The organism is Chryseobacterium paridis, assembly GCF_016595215.1.
GTDB lineage: Bacteria > Bacteroidota > Bacteroidia > Flavobacteriales > Weeksellaceae > Chryseobacterium > Chryseobacterium paridis.
This window is the reverse complement of record NZ_JAENHK010000010.1, coordinates 558,702-574,868: the sequence shown is the minus strand read 5'-3', so window position 1 is coordinate 574,868 and position 16,167 is coordinate 558,702. Positions and strand designations below refer to the sequence as shown.

At 33.6% G+C, this 16,167-nt stretch carries 17 protein-coding genes; 9 read left to right on the top strand and 8 right to left on the bottom strand.

Annotation, left to right across the window (positions count from 1 at the left end):
- Positions 1-9 precede the first annotated feature (9 nt).
- The 9 genes from infC (at position 10) to JHL15_RS12045 (ending at position 9,011) form a co-directional block, all read left to right on the top strand.
- Positions 10-540 carry a translation initiation factor IF-3 gene (gene infC, locus JHL15_RS12085; protein WP_200246018.1) on the top strand — a complete coding sequence of 177 codons (531 nt, stop codon included), beginning with the start codon at positions 10-12 and terminating at the stop codon, positions 538-540.
- A 196-nt stretch (positions 541-736) separates the two neighbouring features.
- Positions 737-1,558, top strand: coding sequence for an alpha/beta fold hydrolase (locus JHL15_RS12080; RefSeq protein ID WP_200246016.1), 822 nt, complete (start codon positions 737-739; stop codon positions 1,556-1,558).
- A 193-nt stretch (positions 1,559-1,751) separates the two neighbouring features.
- Positions 1,752-2,315: a hypothetical protein gene (locus JHL15_RS12075; RefSeq protein WP_200246014.1), complete on the top strand. Its 564-nt coding sequence runs from the start codon at positions 1,752-1,754 to the stop codon at positions 2,313-2,315.
- 192 nt (positions 2,316-2,507) lie between these two features.
- A complete protein-coding gene (locus JHL15_RS12070) occupies positions 2,508-4,328 on the top strand; it encodes a hypothetical protein (protein WP_200246012.1) in 1,821 nt (606 codons plus the stop codon).
- Between the two features lie 98 nt (positions 4,329-4,426).
- Entirely contained in the window at positions 4,427-4,624 is a 198-nt protein-coding gene (rpmI, locus tag JHL15_RS12065; RefSeq protein ID WP_034676300.1) for a 50S ribosomal protein L35, read from the top strand.
- Positions 4,625-4,746: 122 nt separating this feature from the next.
- On the top strand, positions 4,747-5,091 hold the full coding sequence (gene rplT, locus JHL15_RS12060) for a 50S ribosomal protein L20 (protein WP_089026270.1): 345 nt from the start codon (positions 4,747-4,749) through the stop codon (positions 5,089-5,091).
- A gap of 109 nt (positions 5,092-5,200) precedes the next feature.
- Positions 5,201-6,376, top strand: a complete 1,176-nt coding sequence (locus tag JHL15_RS12055) for a M28 family peptidase (RefSeq protein ID WP_200246010.1) — start codon at positions 5,201-5,203, stop codon at positions 6,374-6,376.
- A 142-nt stretch (positions 6,377-6,518) separates the two neighbouring features.
- Entirely contained in the window at positions 6,519-7,703 is a 1,185-nt protein-coding gene (locus JHL15_RS12050) for a M28 family peptidase (RefSeq protein WP_200246008.1), read from the top strand.
- A gap of 129 nt (positions 7,704-7,832) precedes the next feature.
- Complete coding sequence (locus JHL15_RS12045) at positions 7,833-9,011, top strand: M28 family peptidase (RefSeq protein ID WP_200246006.1); 1,179 nt, start codon at positions 7,833-7,835, stop codon at positions 9,009-9,011.
- An 82-nt stretch (positions 9,012-9,093) separates the two neighbouring features.
- On the opposite strand, the gene hisIE is transcribed toward JHL15_RS12045, so the two are convergent.
- Genes hisIE through hisG form a run of 8 tightly spaced genes read right to left on the bottom strand, consistent with a single transcriptional unit; the run spans position 9,094 to position 15,995 of the window.
- Complete coding sequence (gene hisIE / locus JHL15_RS12040) at positions 9,094-9,681, bottom strand: bifunctional phosphoribosyl-AMP cyclohydrolase/phosphoribosyl-ATP diphosphatase HisIE (RefSeq protein ID WP_200246004.1); 588 nt, start codon at positions 9,679-9,681, stop codon at positions 9,094-9,096.
- The gene (hisF, locus tag JHL15_RS12035) at positions 9,678-10,433 is read right to left on the bottom strand and encodes an imidazole glycerol phosphate synthase subunit HisF (RefSeq protein WP_200246002.1); all 756 of its coding nucleotides are present in this window, start codon (positions 10,431-10,433) and stop codon (positions 9,678-9,680) included. Before hisF ends, hisIE begins: the two co-directional genes overlap by 4 nt.
- On the bottom strand, positions 10,426-11,148 hold the full coding sequence (gene hisA / locus JHL15_RS12030; RefSeq protein ID WP_200246000.1) for a 1-(5-phosphoribosyl)-5-[(5-phosphoribosylamino)methylideneamino]imidazole-4-carboxamide isomerase: 723 nt from the start codon (positions 11,146-11,148) through the stop codon (positions 10,426-10,428). Before hisA ends, hisF begins: the two co-directional genes overlap by 8 nt.
- 2 nt (positions 11,149-11,150) lie before the next feature.
- Entirely contained in the window at positions 11,151-11,729 is a 579-nt protein-coding gene (gene hisH, locus JHL15_RS12025; protein WP_200245998.1) for an imidazole glycerol phosphate synthase subunit HisH, read from the bottom strand.
- Position 11,730: 1 nt separating this feature from the next.
- Positions 11,731-12,825: a bifunctional histidinol-phosphatase/imidazoleglycerol-phosphate dehydratase HisB gene (gene hisB / locus JHL15_RS12020; RefSeq protein WP_200245996.1), complete on the bottom strand. Its 1,095-nt coding sequence runs from the start codon at positions 12,823-12,825 to the stop codon at positions 11,731-11,733.
- 2 nt (positions 12,826-12,827) lie between these two features.
- The gene (hisC, locus tag JHL15_RS12015; protein ID WP_200245994.1) at positions 12,828-13,853 is read right to left on the bottom strand and encodes a histidinol-phosphate transaminase; all 1,026 of its coding nucleotides are present in this window, start codon (positions 13,851-13,853) and stop codon (positions 12,828-12,830) included.
- Positions 13,853-15,136 (bottom strand): histidinol dehydrogenase, encoded by a 1,284-nt coding sequence (hisD, locus tag JHL15_RS12010; protein ID WP_200245992.1) that lies wholly within the window; start codon positions 15,134-15,136, stop codon positions 13,853-13,855. The genes hisC and hisD overlap by 1 nt, the downstream gene beginning before the upstream one ends.
- A 1-nt stretch (position 15,137) precedes the next feature.
- A complete protein-coding gene (gene hisG, locus JHL15_RS12005) occupies positions 15,138-15,995 on the bottom strand; it encodes an ATP phosphoribosyltransferase (protein ID WP_200245990.1) in 858 nt (285 codons plus the stop codon).
- Positions 15,996-16,167: the final 172 nt, after the last annotated feature.

Below are 16,167 nucleotides of genomic sequence, written 5' to 3'. Positions count from 1 at the left end.
AGAGGCCCAATGCGTCGTCCCGTACAGGAGGATTTGCATCAAATTAATGGTAAAATCAGAGCCAGAGAGGTTCGTTTAGTAGGTGACAATCTGGAGCCTGGTGTTTACCCATTAGAAAAGGCTTTGCAAATAGCCAAGGATCAGGAATTAGACTTGGTTGTGATTTCAGACAAAGCAGAACCTTTTATTGCGAGAGTATTAGACTATAAGAAGTTTTTATACGAGCAAAAGAAAAAGCAGAAGGAACTTAAAGCCAAGCAAATAAAAGTGGTTGTAAAAGAGATCCGTTTCGGACCTCAGACTGATGACCATGATTATGAATTCAAGAAAAAGCACGCTGAAAAATTCCTTGAAGAAGGTTCGAAACTTAAAACTTACGTATTTTTTAAAGGACGTTCAATTATCTTTAAAGATCAGGGAGAGATCCTACTTTTAAAACTTGCACAAGAACTTGAGCATGTAGGAAAGGTAGATCAATTGCCTAAACTGGAAGGTAAAAGGATGATTATGATGATGAGTCCTAAAAAACCAGCAAAATAATTTAATTAAATTTCGTATTTAATTTGTCAGATATAAACCTCAAAGAAATTTGAGGTTTTTTATTTTTCACAAATCCGAATAAAATATCCTATGTTAAGATGTACAAGTATGAATAAATTTAACTTTGGCTTAGAAATAACAGATAAATAATCTGATATTGTAAAGTAAATTATTAATCATATTAAGAAATAAAACAATGAGTACAATTCAGCTAAAAGACGGGACAGAAATTTATTACAAAGACTGGGGAAAAGGGCAGCCTATTTTCTTTCATCACGGTTGGCCTTTATCAAGTGACGATTGGGATGCACAAATGCTATTCTTTTTGGAAAAAGGATACAGAGTAATTGCTCATGACAGACGTGGACATGGAAGATCTACACAAACTGCAGAAGGACATAATATGGATACATACGCATCTGATGTTGCAGAAATCGTAACAGCGTTGGATTTAAAAGATGTTATTCATGTTGGCCACTCTACCGGTGGTGGTGAAGTGATCAGATATGTAGCACAACACAGTAAAGGCAGAGCTGCTAAAACCGTTTTAATTAGTGCTGTAACACCGATTATGGTTAAAACAGACAACAATCCAAATGGAGTTCCGATGTCTGTTTTTGATGAAATTCGACATAATACAGCTACGCAAAGACAACAATATTTCGTAGACTTCTCACTTGCCTTTTATGGATATAACAGAGAAGGAGCGAAAATATCCCAGGGTATTCGTGATAACTGGTGGAGACAAGGAATGATGGGATCAATTAAAGCGCATTATGATTGTATTAAAGCGTTTTCAGAAACTGACTTTACAGAAGACCTTAAAAGCACAGATGTTCCTGTATTGGTTCTTCATGGAGAAGATGATCAGATTGTACCTTATGAAATTACAGGTGTGGTAGCCGCAAAATTAGTTAAAAACGGAAAACTGATTACTTACCCAGGCTTTCCTCATGGTATGCCAACAACAGAAGCAGAAACCATCAATAAAGATCTTCTTGCATTCTTTCAATCTTAATTAAATACTTTATATGAGTATAAATTATAAAACCTCGATTTAATCAATCGAGGTTTTTATATTAATATATCATTAATCAGTGTAATTTTAATTGACTGAAAACCCTATAAATACATTGTTTTGTAAGTATAATTAACTCTTTAAATTGGGATTTAGTAAGGGATTATTTATATTTGCAGCTCAAAAATAAGTTATGAAGATAAAATTATTGACTTTCGTAAGTCTTTCGATGCTTTTAGCATCTTGTGGTCAGGATGATACTCTTGACAATGTAACAGTGGAAAATGGGAAAGTAAAAACAACTGAGAACGCAAATACATCTATTCCTGGTGGTGGTCTTACAACATTAAAATTTATTTCGGAGACAACAAGTCATCCACAGGTATTAAATGCTGGTGAGTCAATTAGTTTAGAAAATAATGGTGTTATCTATCGACTTGTAATGCAAGGAGATAGCAATCTTGTTCTATATGTAGAAACACCAGGTAGTTACAGAGCAGTATGGGCATCTAATACAGTAAGAAGCGGTGGTACTCCAAGACTTATTGCACAAAATGATGGGAATCTTGTCATCTATAATAATAATGATCCTCTTTGGAATTCAGACAGTGCAGTTGCAGGCAATGTTTCCAATCCACATATTAAACTCCAGCTTTATTCAAGAACTGGTTATTTAATAGGTAGTGGCTTTAGAATTAAAGTTATTCTAGGTGGGAATAATGAAGAAAGAAGAGAAATAACCTACAGAGATATCTAGTAAGCAATTCAATAAAATTATAAAGACTTTCTATAAAGGCCGTTTTCTATCAAGAAGCGGTCTTTACTTTTATTTTACCAGATAAATACTCTCATATCATAATCTGTCTTTTTATATCATTTACAGTTTGAGTTTTTAATTTTTTTAACAATGCTTTTTTTTCTTATTTTGCATTCGAAAACTCCTTAATAATTGAGGAGAATAACTCTAACAAGACTTACATTGATGCAGTTCGGATATAGACCTTTTTTTATTTTTTCTGCCCTTATTTTTTTTCTGAGCTGTTGGTATTTTTATCCTTTTATATCAGACGATAGTTTAATTTCATTAAGATATGCACAGCGTTTTATTGAAGGAAAAGGAATCAGCTGGAATGACGGTCATCCTGTAGAGGGTTACTCTAATCTTCTCTGGATTTTAGGAATATCTTTTTTAGGAAAGTTTGGAATCGATCTCATTTTATCAGCAAGAATTCTGGGAATCCTCTGCTCTCTTGTTACCATTTGGAGTATTTTAAATTATTTCAGAAAGCAAAATGTAAGAAAAGAGTATGTTTTTCTGGCGATTACCTTATTGGTAACGACTCCAGGTTTTGCCGTATGGGCTATTGGAGGGCTTGAGCAACCATTGTATGTTCTACTAGTGACGTTGGTTATAATAGAAGTCTTACACATTACAAACAACAAAAACTTAAAAAGAGCTTATTATTTATCCTTTTGGCTGGGTCTACTTTCAATAACAAGGCCAGATGGCTTTTTATTTTCAATAGTTACTGCTTCTTTTTTATTGTTTATCAATAGACATCAGAAATCAAACCTCTTAAAAATTGCTGTATTCACAATTACAATTCCTTTGCTGTTTCTTTTATCCCAATTGTTGTTCAGATATATTTATTATAGTGAATTAGTTCCCAATACAGCATTAGTAAAAGTAAAAATCAGCTTTCACCATATCATTAGAGGCATTTATTATCATGTAAAAGCATTCTTTGGAACATTACTTATTTCTTCATTAGGATTTTATTCTTTATTTGTACTGGTCTTCAAAAAAAAGAATCTTCCCGGCATTTTCATTTTTCTACTTCTTATATCATGGACTGAATATATCAGCCTGGTGGGAGGTGATATTTTCCCGGCATTTAGGCACTATGCCGTGGTTTTAATTTTTCTTGTATTCTCAATTGTCCTTGGACTGCCAGATATTAAAATAATTGATTTTAAAAACAAAAAGGTACTGATCGGTAGTGCATTATTATTGGTGCTTAATTTTACTATCCAAATGCGGTTCCCTCAAAACCAAGATGCAATCTCGGAAAGATGGGAATTTCATGGAATGCAATTAGGAAAAGAATTAAAGCAAAGTTTCCCTAATAAAACTTTAATTGCTGTAACAGCAGCAGGATGCATTCCCTATGCTTCGCAACTTCCATCAATAGATATGCTAGGACTTAACGATTACTATATACCCAGGCATCCACCTGCTAATTTCGGTAACGGCTCATTAGCACATGAGTTAGGTGATGCTGATTATACTATGAAACGGAATCCTGACATTGTAATTTTTTACACTGGCACCCCTATTTCATATGGTGATTTTAATATTACCAGTCAACTTAAAAAGAATAATACATTTACAGAAAACTATGTTGAAGTAAATGCAAAAACACGGGAAACTGAACATTATATATACATCAATAAATATGGTGAAAACGCTGGAATCAAAATGAATAACAATGAATTAAGAATTCCAGGATATTTATTCAGCAATAAAAAAGATTCATCAAGCTCTTTTTATAATAACAACGGATTAGTAAAAAATATACTTCCCACAATTGTTTATGAGGTTAGCCTAAAAAACACATCTGAAAAAAAATGGGAAATAAAAGAAACTGATCACTACAAAAAAGAAGATTTCAAAACGAATATCAAGTATGAAAATGATCAAATAAAAATATCAATTTCTTCTTCCCATAATACTTTGCTGGATTTTCTGGTATTAAAGGAATCTAATTAATGTTTTTTTTGTATCTTTGCACACTATTATTCCTAAGTGTCTTTTGGGAAAAATATAACAAATCAGATATTGATAACAAAATATAAAAAAGCAAGACAATGCCAAAATTAAAAACGAAATCAGGTGCTAAGAAACGTTTTGCTCTTACCGGTACTGGTAAGATCAAAAGAAAAAACGCTTACAAAAGCCACATCTTAACTAAGAAAGAAACTAAGCAGAAGAGAAATCTTACTACTACTTCTTACGTAGCTAAAGTGGATGAAAAAAGCGTTCAACGTCAATTAGCAATTAAGTAGTTTTTATAAATCTATATTCGGTTTATAAGAATTCAAAAAAAATTCAACAATTTAACCCTGAAATGGAGCAAATAAGTGTAATGAAACAGTTTACCGCCCTTTTCAAAAAAACAATTTAAATTATGCCTAGATCAGTAAATGCAGTAGCTTCAAGAGCTCGCAGAAAGAAAATTATGAAGCAAGCTAAAGGTTTTTTCGGTAGAAGAAAGAACGTTTGGACTGTAGCTAAAAACGCGGTAGATAAAGCAATGCAATATGCTTACCGTGGAAGAAAAGAGAAAAAGAGAAACTTCAGATCACTTTGGATCACTCGTATCAACGCGGGAACTAGAGAACATGGAATGTCTTACTCTCAATTTATGGGAGCTCTTAAAAAGAATGAGATCGAACTTAACAGAAAAGTTTTAGCAGATTTAGCAATGAATCACCCTGAAGCTTTCAAAGCAGTTGTAGATCAAGTAAAATAATGTAAATTTTTTTGTTATCAATATAAATCCTGAGTTTTTTGCTCAGGATTTTTTAATTATATACATTTGTTTCATCAAAATCGTAACAAATAAGTAATTCTTTTATAAAGTGAAAAAATTAACTACTCTACTTCTTTTTTCTATTGCTTCGTACAACATACAGGCACAAAGTTTCGTTCAGGCTTATCAAAACAGGGCATCTCAGACAACCCAAACCAATATTACGTCTCTTTTGCATGAGTTCGAAAATCTGGGTGTTAAAACTACAGGTTCGGCAAATAATACCAATACATTAAACTGGATCAAAAATAAGTATTTGTCATACGGATATACAGCCAGCCAGATGGTTGAAGATCCTTTTTCGTTTGGCAGTACAAATTCAAAGAACTTAATCATTACAAAAACAGGAACTGTTTATCCGGATACCTATGTGATTATTTGCGGGCATTATGATACCATAACTGGTTCTGGTGTTAGTGACAATGGCAGTGGGACTTCGATCATTCTTGAAGCTGCCAGAATTTTAAAAGATATACCAACGGAATACTCTATCAAATTTATTCATTTCTCTGGGGAAGAACAGGGATTAAAAGGAAGCTATCATTATGCAGATAATGTAGTGTTTCAAAATGATGTTCGCCAGATGAATGTAAGGTTGGTATTTAATATTGACCAGGTGGGTGGCCAATTGGGAAATAATAACAATACCATACGATGTGAAAAAGGAGTAAATGGAAGCTCTGCTAACAATACAACTTCGAGCGCTTTTACACAACAGTTAGCTACTTGTACAAGCCTTTATTCACCACTTCAGACTTTAACTACCAATGCTTATTCTTCAGATTATATTCCTTTTGAACAAAATGGAGATATCATCACAGGTTTCTATGAGAATATCAGAAGTAATAACGAGCATACGGTAAATGATACCTTTGCCAATATAGATCCTGTTTACGTTTTCAATGTGGGTAAAGCTGCTATAGGGGCACTTCAACATTTTGCTGTAGCCACATCATTGAATTTAGGAACAAAAGAGACAGAGGGACAAAAATCATTAGAATCCGTAAAGATCTACCCTAACCCGGCAAAAGAGGTTTTTAATATTGAGCTTCCAAATACCATTAAGGATTTTAATCTTGAGCTGAGAGATCTTTTAGGACACACTTTAGTTAAGCAGGAGAATAAAAAAACAATTAATGTTTCTGCTTTAACAAATGGAGCCTATTTAGCTGTAATAAAGGCGGGAGATTATACTGCAGTAAGAAAAATTGTAGTTGAAAAATAATTTGATTTATATTAAAAAGTAAATACATATAGCCTTAAAAAATGCTCTTACTATTAACAATATGAGCATTTTTTATTTATAATATAAAAATTATATTCTTTCATTGTGATTTTATTATTACTTTTACAAAAATCACCGAACAATGAAAAATATAATTACTTTTCTTCTTTGCGGCTTATTAAGTCAGCAATTACTGTCTCAATCATTTATTCAGGCCTATCAGAACAGAGCCAATCTTGTTACTCAGACTAATGTAACAACCAATTTACAGCAATTTGAAAATCTGGGTGTAAAAACTACAGGTTCCACCAATAATGCTAATACCCTTACATGGATTAAAAATAAGTATATATCTTATGGTTATACTGCGAGTCAGATCGTTGAAGATCCTTTTACATTTGGAAGTACGAGTTCCAAGAATCTGATCATAACAAAAACAGGCACTACATATCCAAACACTTACGTGATTATTTGTGGACATTATGATACTATAACAGGCTCAGGTGTAAGTGACAACGGAAGCGGAACTTCAATTTTACTGGAAGCCGCCAGAATTTTAAAAGATATCCCAACCAAATATTCAATTAAGTTCATTCATTTTTCAGGAGAAGAACAGGGACTTTATGGAAGCTATCATTATGCTGATAATGTAGCTTTTCAAAACGGAGTTCGCAAGCTTAACATAAGATTGGTTTTCAATATTGATCAGGTAGGTGGCAAGTTGGGAAATAATAACAATAAGATAAAATGCGAAAAAGGAGTTAACGGAAGTTCTGCTAATAACGCAACATCAAGCTCTTTTACTCAGCAATTGGCTACTTGTACAAGTCTGTATTCCCCACTTCAGACAGTAATGGCTACCGCTTATGCTTCAGACTATATTCCTTTTGAAGAAAACGGAGATATTATCACAGGTTTTTATGAAAATGTTAGAAGCAATAATGAACATACAGTGAATGATACGTTTGCCAATATAGATCCCGTTTATGTTTTCAATGCAGCCAAAGCGGCCGTTGGTGCACTTCAACATTTTGCTATTGCAAATACAACAGCTGAAATGGTTTTAAATACCAAAGAAGCAAAATCACAAGCATCACTAGAATCAGTAAAAATCTACCCCAACCCTGCAAGAGATGTCCTGAATGTTGATTTGCCAAGTATCATTAAAGATTTTAATCTCGAGTTAACGGATCCTTTAGGAAATATTTTGATCAAAAAAGAAAATCAATCAAAAATAGATGTTTCAGGATTGAAAGAAGGAGCTTATTTAGTCATTATAAAAACCAAAGATCATGCTGCCGTAAGAAAAATAGTTATTGAAAAATAACTTAATCTTATATTTAGATACATTAAAAATGCTTTTATTATTAACAATAAGAGCGTTTTTTATTTATAACATAAAATTTTTATTCTTTCATTGTGATTTTATTATTACTTTTACAAAAATCACCCACCAATGAAAAAAACAATTACTTTTCTTTTTTTAGGCTTATTAGGCCAACAATTACAATCTCAATCTTTTATTCAGGCCTACCAGGATAGGGCTAATCAGGTAACCCAAACCAATATTACCACAAATTTACAACAGTTTCAAAATCTTGGCGTTAAGACAACTGGTTCTACCAATAATGCCAATGCACTTACGTGGATTAAAAATAAGTATTTAGGATATGGCTACACAGCAAGCCAGATCGTAGAGGATCCATTTACTTTTGGAAGTACAAGTTCAAAGAATTTAGTGATTACAAAAACAGGAACTGTATATCCTAATAAATATGTTATTATTTGTGGGCATTTCGACAGTATTGTTGGCCCAGGTACCAATGATAATGGAAGCGGAACTTCAATTATTTTAGAGGCAGCCAGAATTCTTAGAAACGTTCCTACTGAATATTCTATAAAATTCATCCATTTTTCCGGAGAAGAACAAGGATTAAGAGGGAGTTCTCACTATGCTAATAATGTTGCTTATCAAAATGGTGTTCGAAAACTGGATATAAAACTCGTTTTCAATCTTGATCAGGTAGGGGGTAAAATGGGTAACACCAATAATAGAATTTATTGTGATGAGGATCAGGGAGGTCTTAGCAGTAATAATGCAGCGTCTACTGCTGTTACTCAGCAATTGGTAAACTGCACTACTTTATATTCTCCACTTCTAACAGGTATTGATCCTGCAGAAGATACTGACTATATCCCTTTCGAGCAGAAAGGAGAAGTAATCACAGGATATTTTGAATATAAAAGAAGTAGCTATCCGCACACTGCTAATGATACTTTTGCCAATACAGACCCAGTATATATTTTCAATGTAGGAAAAGCGACTGTTGGGGCTCTTCAACATTTTGCAGTGGCATCAACAGCATCATCTATAGTTTTAAATACAAAGGAGACATCAATCAATGCATTAGAATCTGTAAAAATATATCCTAATCCGACAAAAGATTTCCTTACTTTAGAAGTACCCTCTAATGTTAAAAATTTCAGTTTTGAAATTACAGATTTGCTTGGACGCTCTTTACTTAAGCAGGAAAATCAAACAAGAATTAATGTTTCTAATTTACCAAAAGGGGTTTATTTAGGAAACCTTAAAGCTGATGAGCATACGGTAGTTAGAAAAATTATGATTGAATAATCACTTATACTATATATCAATGCAAAAGCTTTCTATTTTTAGAAAGCTTTTGTTGCTTTATGAGTTTAGGAGACAAGCAATTTTACTTTTGATTTCTACTCTTTAAAATCGCCTCAATTTCTTTAAGAGAAAATCCCTTTGCTTTCAGCAAGATCAGGAAATGATATAAAAGATCAGCGGCTTCATTTTTAAATAAATCAGCATCATTATCTTTAGCTTCAATTACTACTTCTACTGCTTCCTCTCCTACTTTTTGTGCGATTTTATTGATTCCTTTCTGATAAAGCGAATAGGTATAAGATCCTTCTACTTTTTCATCAATTCTCTTGGTGATCTTTTCCTCTAATTCATATATAAATCCTTTAGAGTCTTTTTCTCCAAAACAGCTGAAACTCCCGGTATGACAAACTACATTTTTAGGAATTGCTTTAATAAGAATGGTATCCTGATCGCAATCGATATCAATACTTTTTACCGTTAAAAAATTTCCAGATTCCTCTCCTTTTGTCCATAATCTATTTTTGGATCGACTGAAAAAAGTAACGATCCCATCATTCTTGGTTTTGTTAAAGGCCTCTTCATTCATATATCCAAGCATTAAAACCTGTAGAGTTATATTATCCTGAATAATTACCGGAACCAGCCCTTTTGTTTTATTAAAATCAATCATTGTCTTATCTGTATCTTTTGTGTTAGTAATTCATTTTTTAAACCCTTAATAGAAACTTCTCCAAAATGAAAAATACTTGCAGCTAATGCTCCCGTAGCTTTTGTTTCTTTAAATACTTTTTCAAAATCCTGTATTACTCCAGCTCCACCTGATGCAATGACAGGAATATTGATAGCTTCGGATACAAATTTGGTAATTCTCAGATCAAAGCCGTTTTTAGTTCCATCACCATCCATGGATGTCAATAAGATCTCACCAGCACCTAGAGATTCAGCTTTTTTTGCCCATTCTATTGTTTTGAAATCAGTGATTTCTCTTCCTCCTTTAACGTGAACCCAATCTGTCCCATTGATTAACTTAGTATCAATGGCAACAACAACACACTGGCTTCCAAACTCTCCGGATAATTCATTGATCAACTGTGGATTTTTAACCGCAGATGAATTAATACTAATCTTATCTGCTCCGGCTTCCAATAATTTTCTGACATCATCAATCGAGGAAATTCCACCACCTACTGTAAAAGGAATACTTAGTTCTTTAGCAATATCCCGGACAAGATCTACAAATGTTTTTCTTTTTTCAATGGTAGCAGTGATATCAAGAAATACCAGTTCATCAGCTCCATCCATTTCATACTTTTTGGCCAGTGCTATAGGATCTCCTGCATTTCTCAACCCTTCAAAATTAATTCCTTTTACCGTTGTTCCATCCTTGATATCCAGACACGGAATGATTCTTTTTTTAAGCATTTTCTATAAAATTTTGAAGTTCTTTTAATGCTATTTTTCCTTCGTAAATAGCTTTTCCGATGATCGTTCCTGAGCAGCCGATTTCTCTCATTCTGTAAACATCATTTATTCCTGAGATTCCCCCACTAGCAACCAACCTAACGGAAGTATTTCCTAGAATATCTTTATATAATTCCGTCGAAGGACCTTCCAACATTCCATCTTTGGAGATATCTGTACAAATGACCTGCTGAACTCCCTTATTCTTATATTGAAGGATAAAATCGATAACATCTTTATCACTTTCTTCCAACCAACCCGAAGTTTTTATTTTCCGGTTTTCACAGTCTGCGCCCAGGATAATCTTTTCGGCTCCATATGCATTGATGATGGAGTAACAAAATTCAGGATCCTGAACTGCAATACTCCCTATTGTTATTTGATTCGCTCCGCTATTAAAGGCAATTTCAATGTCGTGCAGACTTTTCAATCCGCCTCCAAAATCGATTTGCAAAGAGGTTTCGTTAGCAATAGATTCCAGCACTTTTTGATTGACAATATGTTTAGATTTTGCACCGTCCAGATCTACTAAATGAAGGAATTGGATCCCAAAACTTTCAAACTCCTTTGCAACTTCCAATGGGTTTTCATTATAAATCTTTTTAGTACCATAATCTCCTTTGGAAAGGCGTACACATTTTCCGTCAATAATATCGATAGCAGGAATTATTTTCATACTTAGAGTTTTAAAAAGTTTTCAAGTAACAAAGCCCCGGTTCTTCCCGATTTTTCAGGGTGAAACTGAGTGGCGAAGAAATTATCTTTTTGCAATGACGCACTAAAAGGCAAAATGTAATCACATACCGATGTCGTATATTTTGATAGTTCACAATAATAACTGTGAACAAAATAGACATCACGTTCTTTTTCAATATCTAAAAAAATAGGTGATTGGATATCAGTAACTGTATTCCATCCCATATGAGGAACAATATCCGTTTCCGGAAACTTCTTTACATTAATATCAAAAATTCCCATTCCTACGGTATCTCCTTCTTCGTTATTTTGACACATCAGTTGCATGCCCAGACAAATTCCCAATACGGGTTGTTTTAAAGTAGGAATAAAGAGATCCAGTCCTTTTTGCTTCAAAAGCTTCATTGTAGAAGAAGCTTCACCAACGCCTGGAAAAATAACTTTATCTGCATTTTTAATTACATCAAAATCATCTGTAATAGCAGATTCTACATTTAATCTACTGAGCGCATTCTGAACGGATTGAACGTTTCCGCCATTGTATTTGATAATAGCAAGCATCTTATAAACTCCCTTTTGTTGATGGTACATTAAAATTCTGATCCGTTTGCTTTACAGCCATTTTTAAAGCTTTAGCAAAAGCCTTGAAAATAGATTCAATCTTGTGGTGTTCATTGCTTCCTTCTACTTTGATGTTCAAGTTGGATTGAGAAGAATCTGTAAATGATTTAAAGAAATGCGAAAACAATTCAGTAGGAACATCTCCTATTTTTTCTCTTTTAAAATTAGCATCCCATACCAACCAAGGTCTCCCCCCAAAATCTAAAGCAACCTGAGCCAGACAGTCATCCATTGGTAACAAGAAACCATATCTTTCAATTCCTTTTTTATTTCCCAATGCTTTTAGAATAGCCTGACCTAAAACAATAGCGGTATCTTCAATTGTGTGGTGTTCATCCACCTGCAGATCTCCATTTACTTTTATGTTCAAATCTAAATTTCCGTGTTTTGAAATCTGTTCCAGCATATGATCGAAGAAATTCAATCCCGTTGAAATTTCAGAATTCCCTTTACCATCAAGATTCACCTCTATTTCAATATCTGTTTCATTTGTTTTTCTTGATACTTTTGCCCGTCTTGGCATTTTCTTTAAAAATTGGTAGATCTCTGACCAATCTTTAGTAGCCAGTTCAGCCTTTTCATTCGCTTCTTCACTAATGAATATTGCTTTTGATCCTAAGTTTTCTGCCAATTGAATATCAGTGATCCTGTCTCCTATGACAAAAGAATTTTTAAGATCATAATCTCCATAAATATACTTTCCAAGAAGTCCTACTCCTGGTTTTCTAGTGGGTAAATTTTCGTTTTCAAAACTTTTATCAATTAATATATCACTAAAAATGATCCCTTCATTTTTAAAAGCCTCCAGCATCTTTTCCTGAGGTTTTATAAAATCTTCAAAAGGAAAACTTTCTGTTCCCAATCCATCCTGATTGGTTACTATAACTAATTCATAATCCAGTTCTTTCACAATTTTAGAGAGATTTTGAAAAACGCCTGGATAAAACTCTAATTTTTCAAGAGAATCAACCTGAAAATCTGTTGGAGGTTCGATAATCAAAGTCCCATCACGATCTATAAATAATACTTTTTTCATAATCACAGATTTTTTAAAGCAGCAATTAAACTCTTATTTTCTTCTCTTGTCCCAATATTAATGCGGATGCAATCAGGAATTGCCGGAGCTCTTTTATTCGTTAGCACTTCTTTTTCCAGCAATTTTTGATATACCAGATTCACATCATCAAATTCAACAAGGAAGAAATTGGCATCTGTAGGGAAAATTCTTATAACACACTGAATCTGTTCAAGCTCACTTTCCAACCAAGCTCTTTCAATTAAGATATTTTCGACGTTCTGTTGAAGTTTATCTGACTCATCAATACTTTTTAAAATCAATTCCTGACTTAAAGAATTTACATTATAAGGAGCTTTCACTGTATTAATCAATCGAATAATTTCTTCTGTAGCACAGGCAATTCCTACCCTTGCTCCTGCTTTTCCCCAGGCTTTAGAAAAGGTTTGCAGAACAATAAGATTAGGATATTTTACAAGCAGTTCAAGACTTGATTTTTTAGTTGAAAACTCAATATAAGCTTCATCCACCACCACAATTCCATCAAAATTCTGAAGATAAAACTCAATATCTTCTACACTGTTCCCTGTGGGATTATTTGGTGAGCAAAGGAAAAATATCTTGGGTTGAGTTTCCTTTGATACTTTTAAAAAGTCCTGTTTTATGATCTCGAAATTTTCATCAAGATCTATCTTAATTACTTTATTTTCATTAATTGCAGCATAAAAAGCATACATCGCAAATGATGGGTTCATCATCATAATAGCATCTTTTTTAGGTTCACAAAAGATCTTGATGATCAAATCAATAAGCTCATCACTTCCGTTTCCTACAGCAATTTGATTTGGAGATAAGTTTTTAAAGTCAGCAATCTTTCTTTTAAGCTCTTTCTGTGTTGAATCAGGATAACGATTATATTCGCCAAAAGGACTTTCATTAGCATCCATTAAAACAGGTGCCTGAAACTTATTATGATCCCTAAAACTAATATAAGGCTGTAATTCTAAAATGTTCTTTCTTACCAACTGACTGATCGTTAATTGCTTCATTATTTCTTGTATTTTAATCGTATTGAAACGGCATTTTTGTGAGCAAATAATCCTTCTGCCTCTGCCATAATTTCTATTGTTTTTCCTAAATTTTTTAGTCCTTTTTCTGAGAGTTCCTGAAAAGTAATTTTCTTTACAAAACTATCCAGTGAAACTCCACTGTAATTTCTAGCGAATCCATTTGTGGGAAGTGTATGATTGGTGCCACTTGCATAATCTCCGGCACTTTCACAAGAATAGTTTCCAAGAAATACCGAACCCGCATTCTGAATTGATGAAATGTATTTTTGAAAATCATCTATTGCTAGAATAAGGTGCTCAGGTGCATATGAGTTACTAAACTCTACAGCATCTTCTATTGAATTCAACAAAATAAAATGACTGTTATTCAGTGATTCTTCTGCTAATTTATTTCTGGGTAATTTTTTAATCTGAAAATCTATTTCTTCAATGGTTTCATTAAAAACATTCAGATCTGTAGAAATAAATACAACCTGACTATCACTTCCGTGTTCTGCCTGGGAAAGAAGATCAGCCGCACAAAATGCAGGAATAGCCTGTTGATCAGCAATTACCAGAACCTCACTCGGTCCGGCTGGCATGTCAATAGCAACACCATAATTTTGTGCAAACTCTTTTCCTGCAACAACAAACTGATTTCCCGGGCCAAAAATCTTATATACATTCGGAATACTTTCCGTACCAATAGCCATTGCTGCAATAGCCTGTGCACCCCCTGTTTTAAACATTCGGGTTACTCCACAAAGCTTTGCTGTATAAAGAATGGCCGGGTTTACGTTTCCATCTTTGTCCGGAGGTGTGCATAGAATAATTTCTTTACATCCTGCTAATTGGGCAGGTATTGCAAGCATGAGAACTGTTGAAAATAAAGGAGCTGTTCCTCCTGGAATATAGATTCCTATTTTTTCAACTGCCCTATTTTCACGCCAGCAAATAACACCATTTGTTGTTTCTATTTTTTCAATCTCTGGCTGTTGTGAATTGTGGAATGTTGTAATGTTTTCTTTAGCTTCCTGAATGGCTTTTTTCAATTCATTGCTGATCAAGAATTCTGCCTGATCAATTTCATCCCTTGAAATAACAATACTTTCAATTTGTGCTGAATCAAATTTCTTACTGAATTCAAGCAAAGCTTCATCACCATTTTGTTCTACCTTTTTGAAAATTTCTGAAACTATTTCCGAAACTTCTTCTTTTTTCAAAACAGGACGTTGTACCAATTCCGCCCAGGTTTCTTTTTGAGGATATCTGTGTATAAACATATTAAATCACCATTTTATCAATTGGAATTATGAGAATATCTTGTGCACCATTTTCTTTGAGCTCATCTATGACCTCCCAGAATCTTTCTTCAGCTATTACAGAATGAATACTGCTCCACCCTTCTTCTGCTAAAGGAAGTACAGTAGGGCTTTTAAGAACAGGAAGGACATTCGTAATGTCTGCAATCTTCCCGTTCGGAACATTCATCAGGATATATTTGGATTTTTTAGCTTTTAAAACCGCTTTAATGCGAAATAAAAACTTCTCCAGTATCTTTTCTTTCTCCTCATCTAGCTGAGGGTTCTTAGCCAAAACAGCTTCAGAAGTCAATAGTGTAATAGTTTCTCTTAAACCATTTTTAAACAAAGTGCTTCCCGAACTTACAATGTCACAGATTCCATCTGCCAAACCAATATTAGGAGCAATTTCTACAGAGCCGGAAATAACGTGAATATCTGCTGAAACAGCATTTTTTGTTAGAAATTTTTTGAGGGTATTCGGATAAGAAGTAGCAATTTTTTTTCCTTGAAAATAGTCCAGATCATCTGTATCTATATCTTTAGGAACTGCCAGAGAAACTCTACATTTTGAAAATCCGAGTTGTTGAACAATTTCAATTTGTTTTTCTTTTTCTATCAGCAGGTTTTCACCGACAATAGCAATATCCACCACTCCGTCCTCAAGATATTGAGGGATATCAGAGTTTCTAAGGTACATAATTTCGAAAGGAAAATTATCTACCGAAACTTTTAGTTGGTCTTTTCCATTGTTAACGAAAATCCCACAATCCTTCAAAAGTTGTAAAGAATCTTCATACAATCTGCCACTTTTCTGGATGGCAATTCTTAATTTACTCATTGTTGCACTTATTGAGTCTGAGTAAATAAAAAGTATTTTTGAAAAATTTCCGGGAAAGAATTTAGAAACAAAAAAACCGTCTGTTACTCAGACGGTTTTTAATTATTTTTGATTTTAACACAGGTTACTATCAATCAATTCCGTCTTAGCAGAGATGATGATAATAATGATG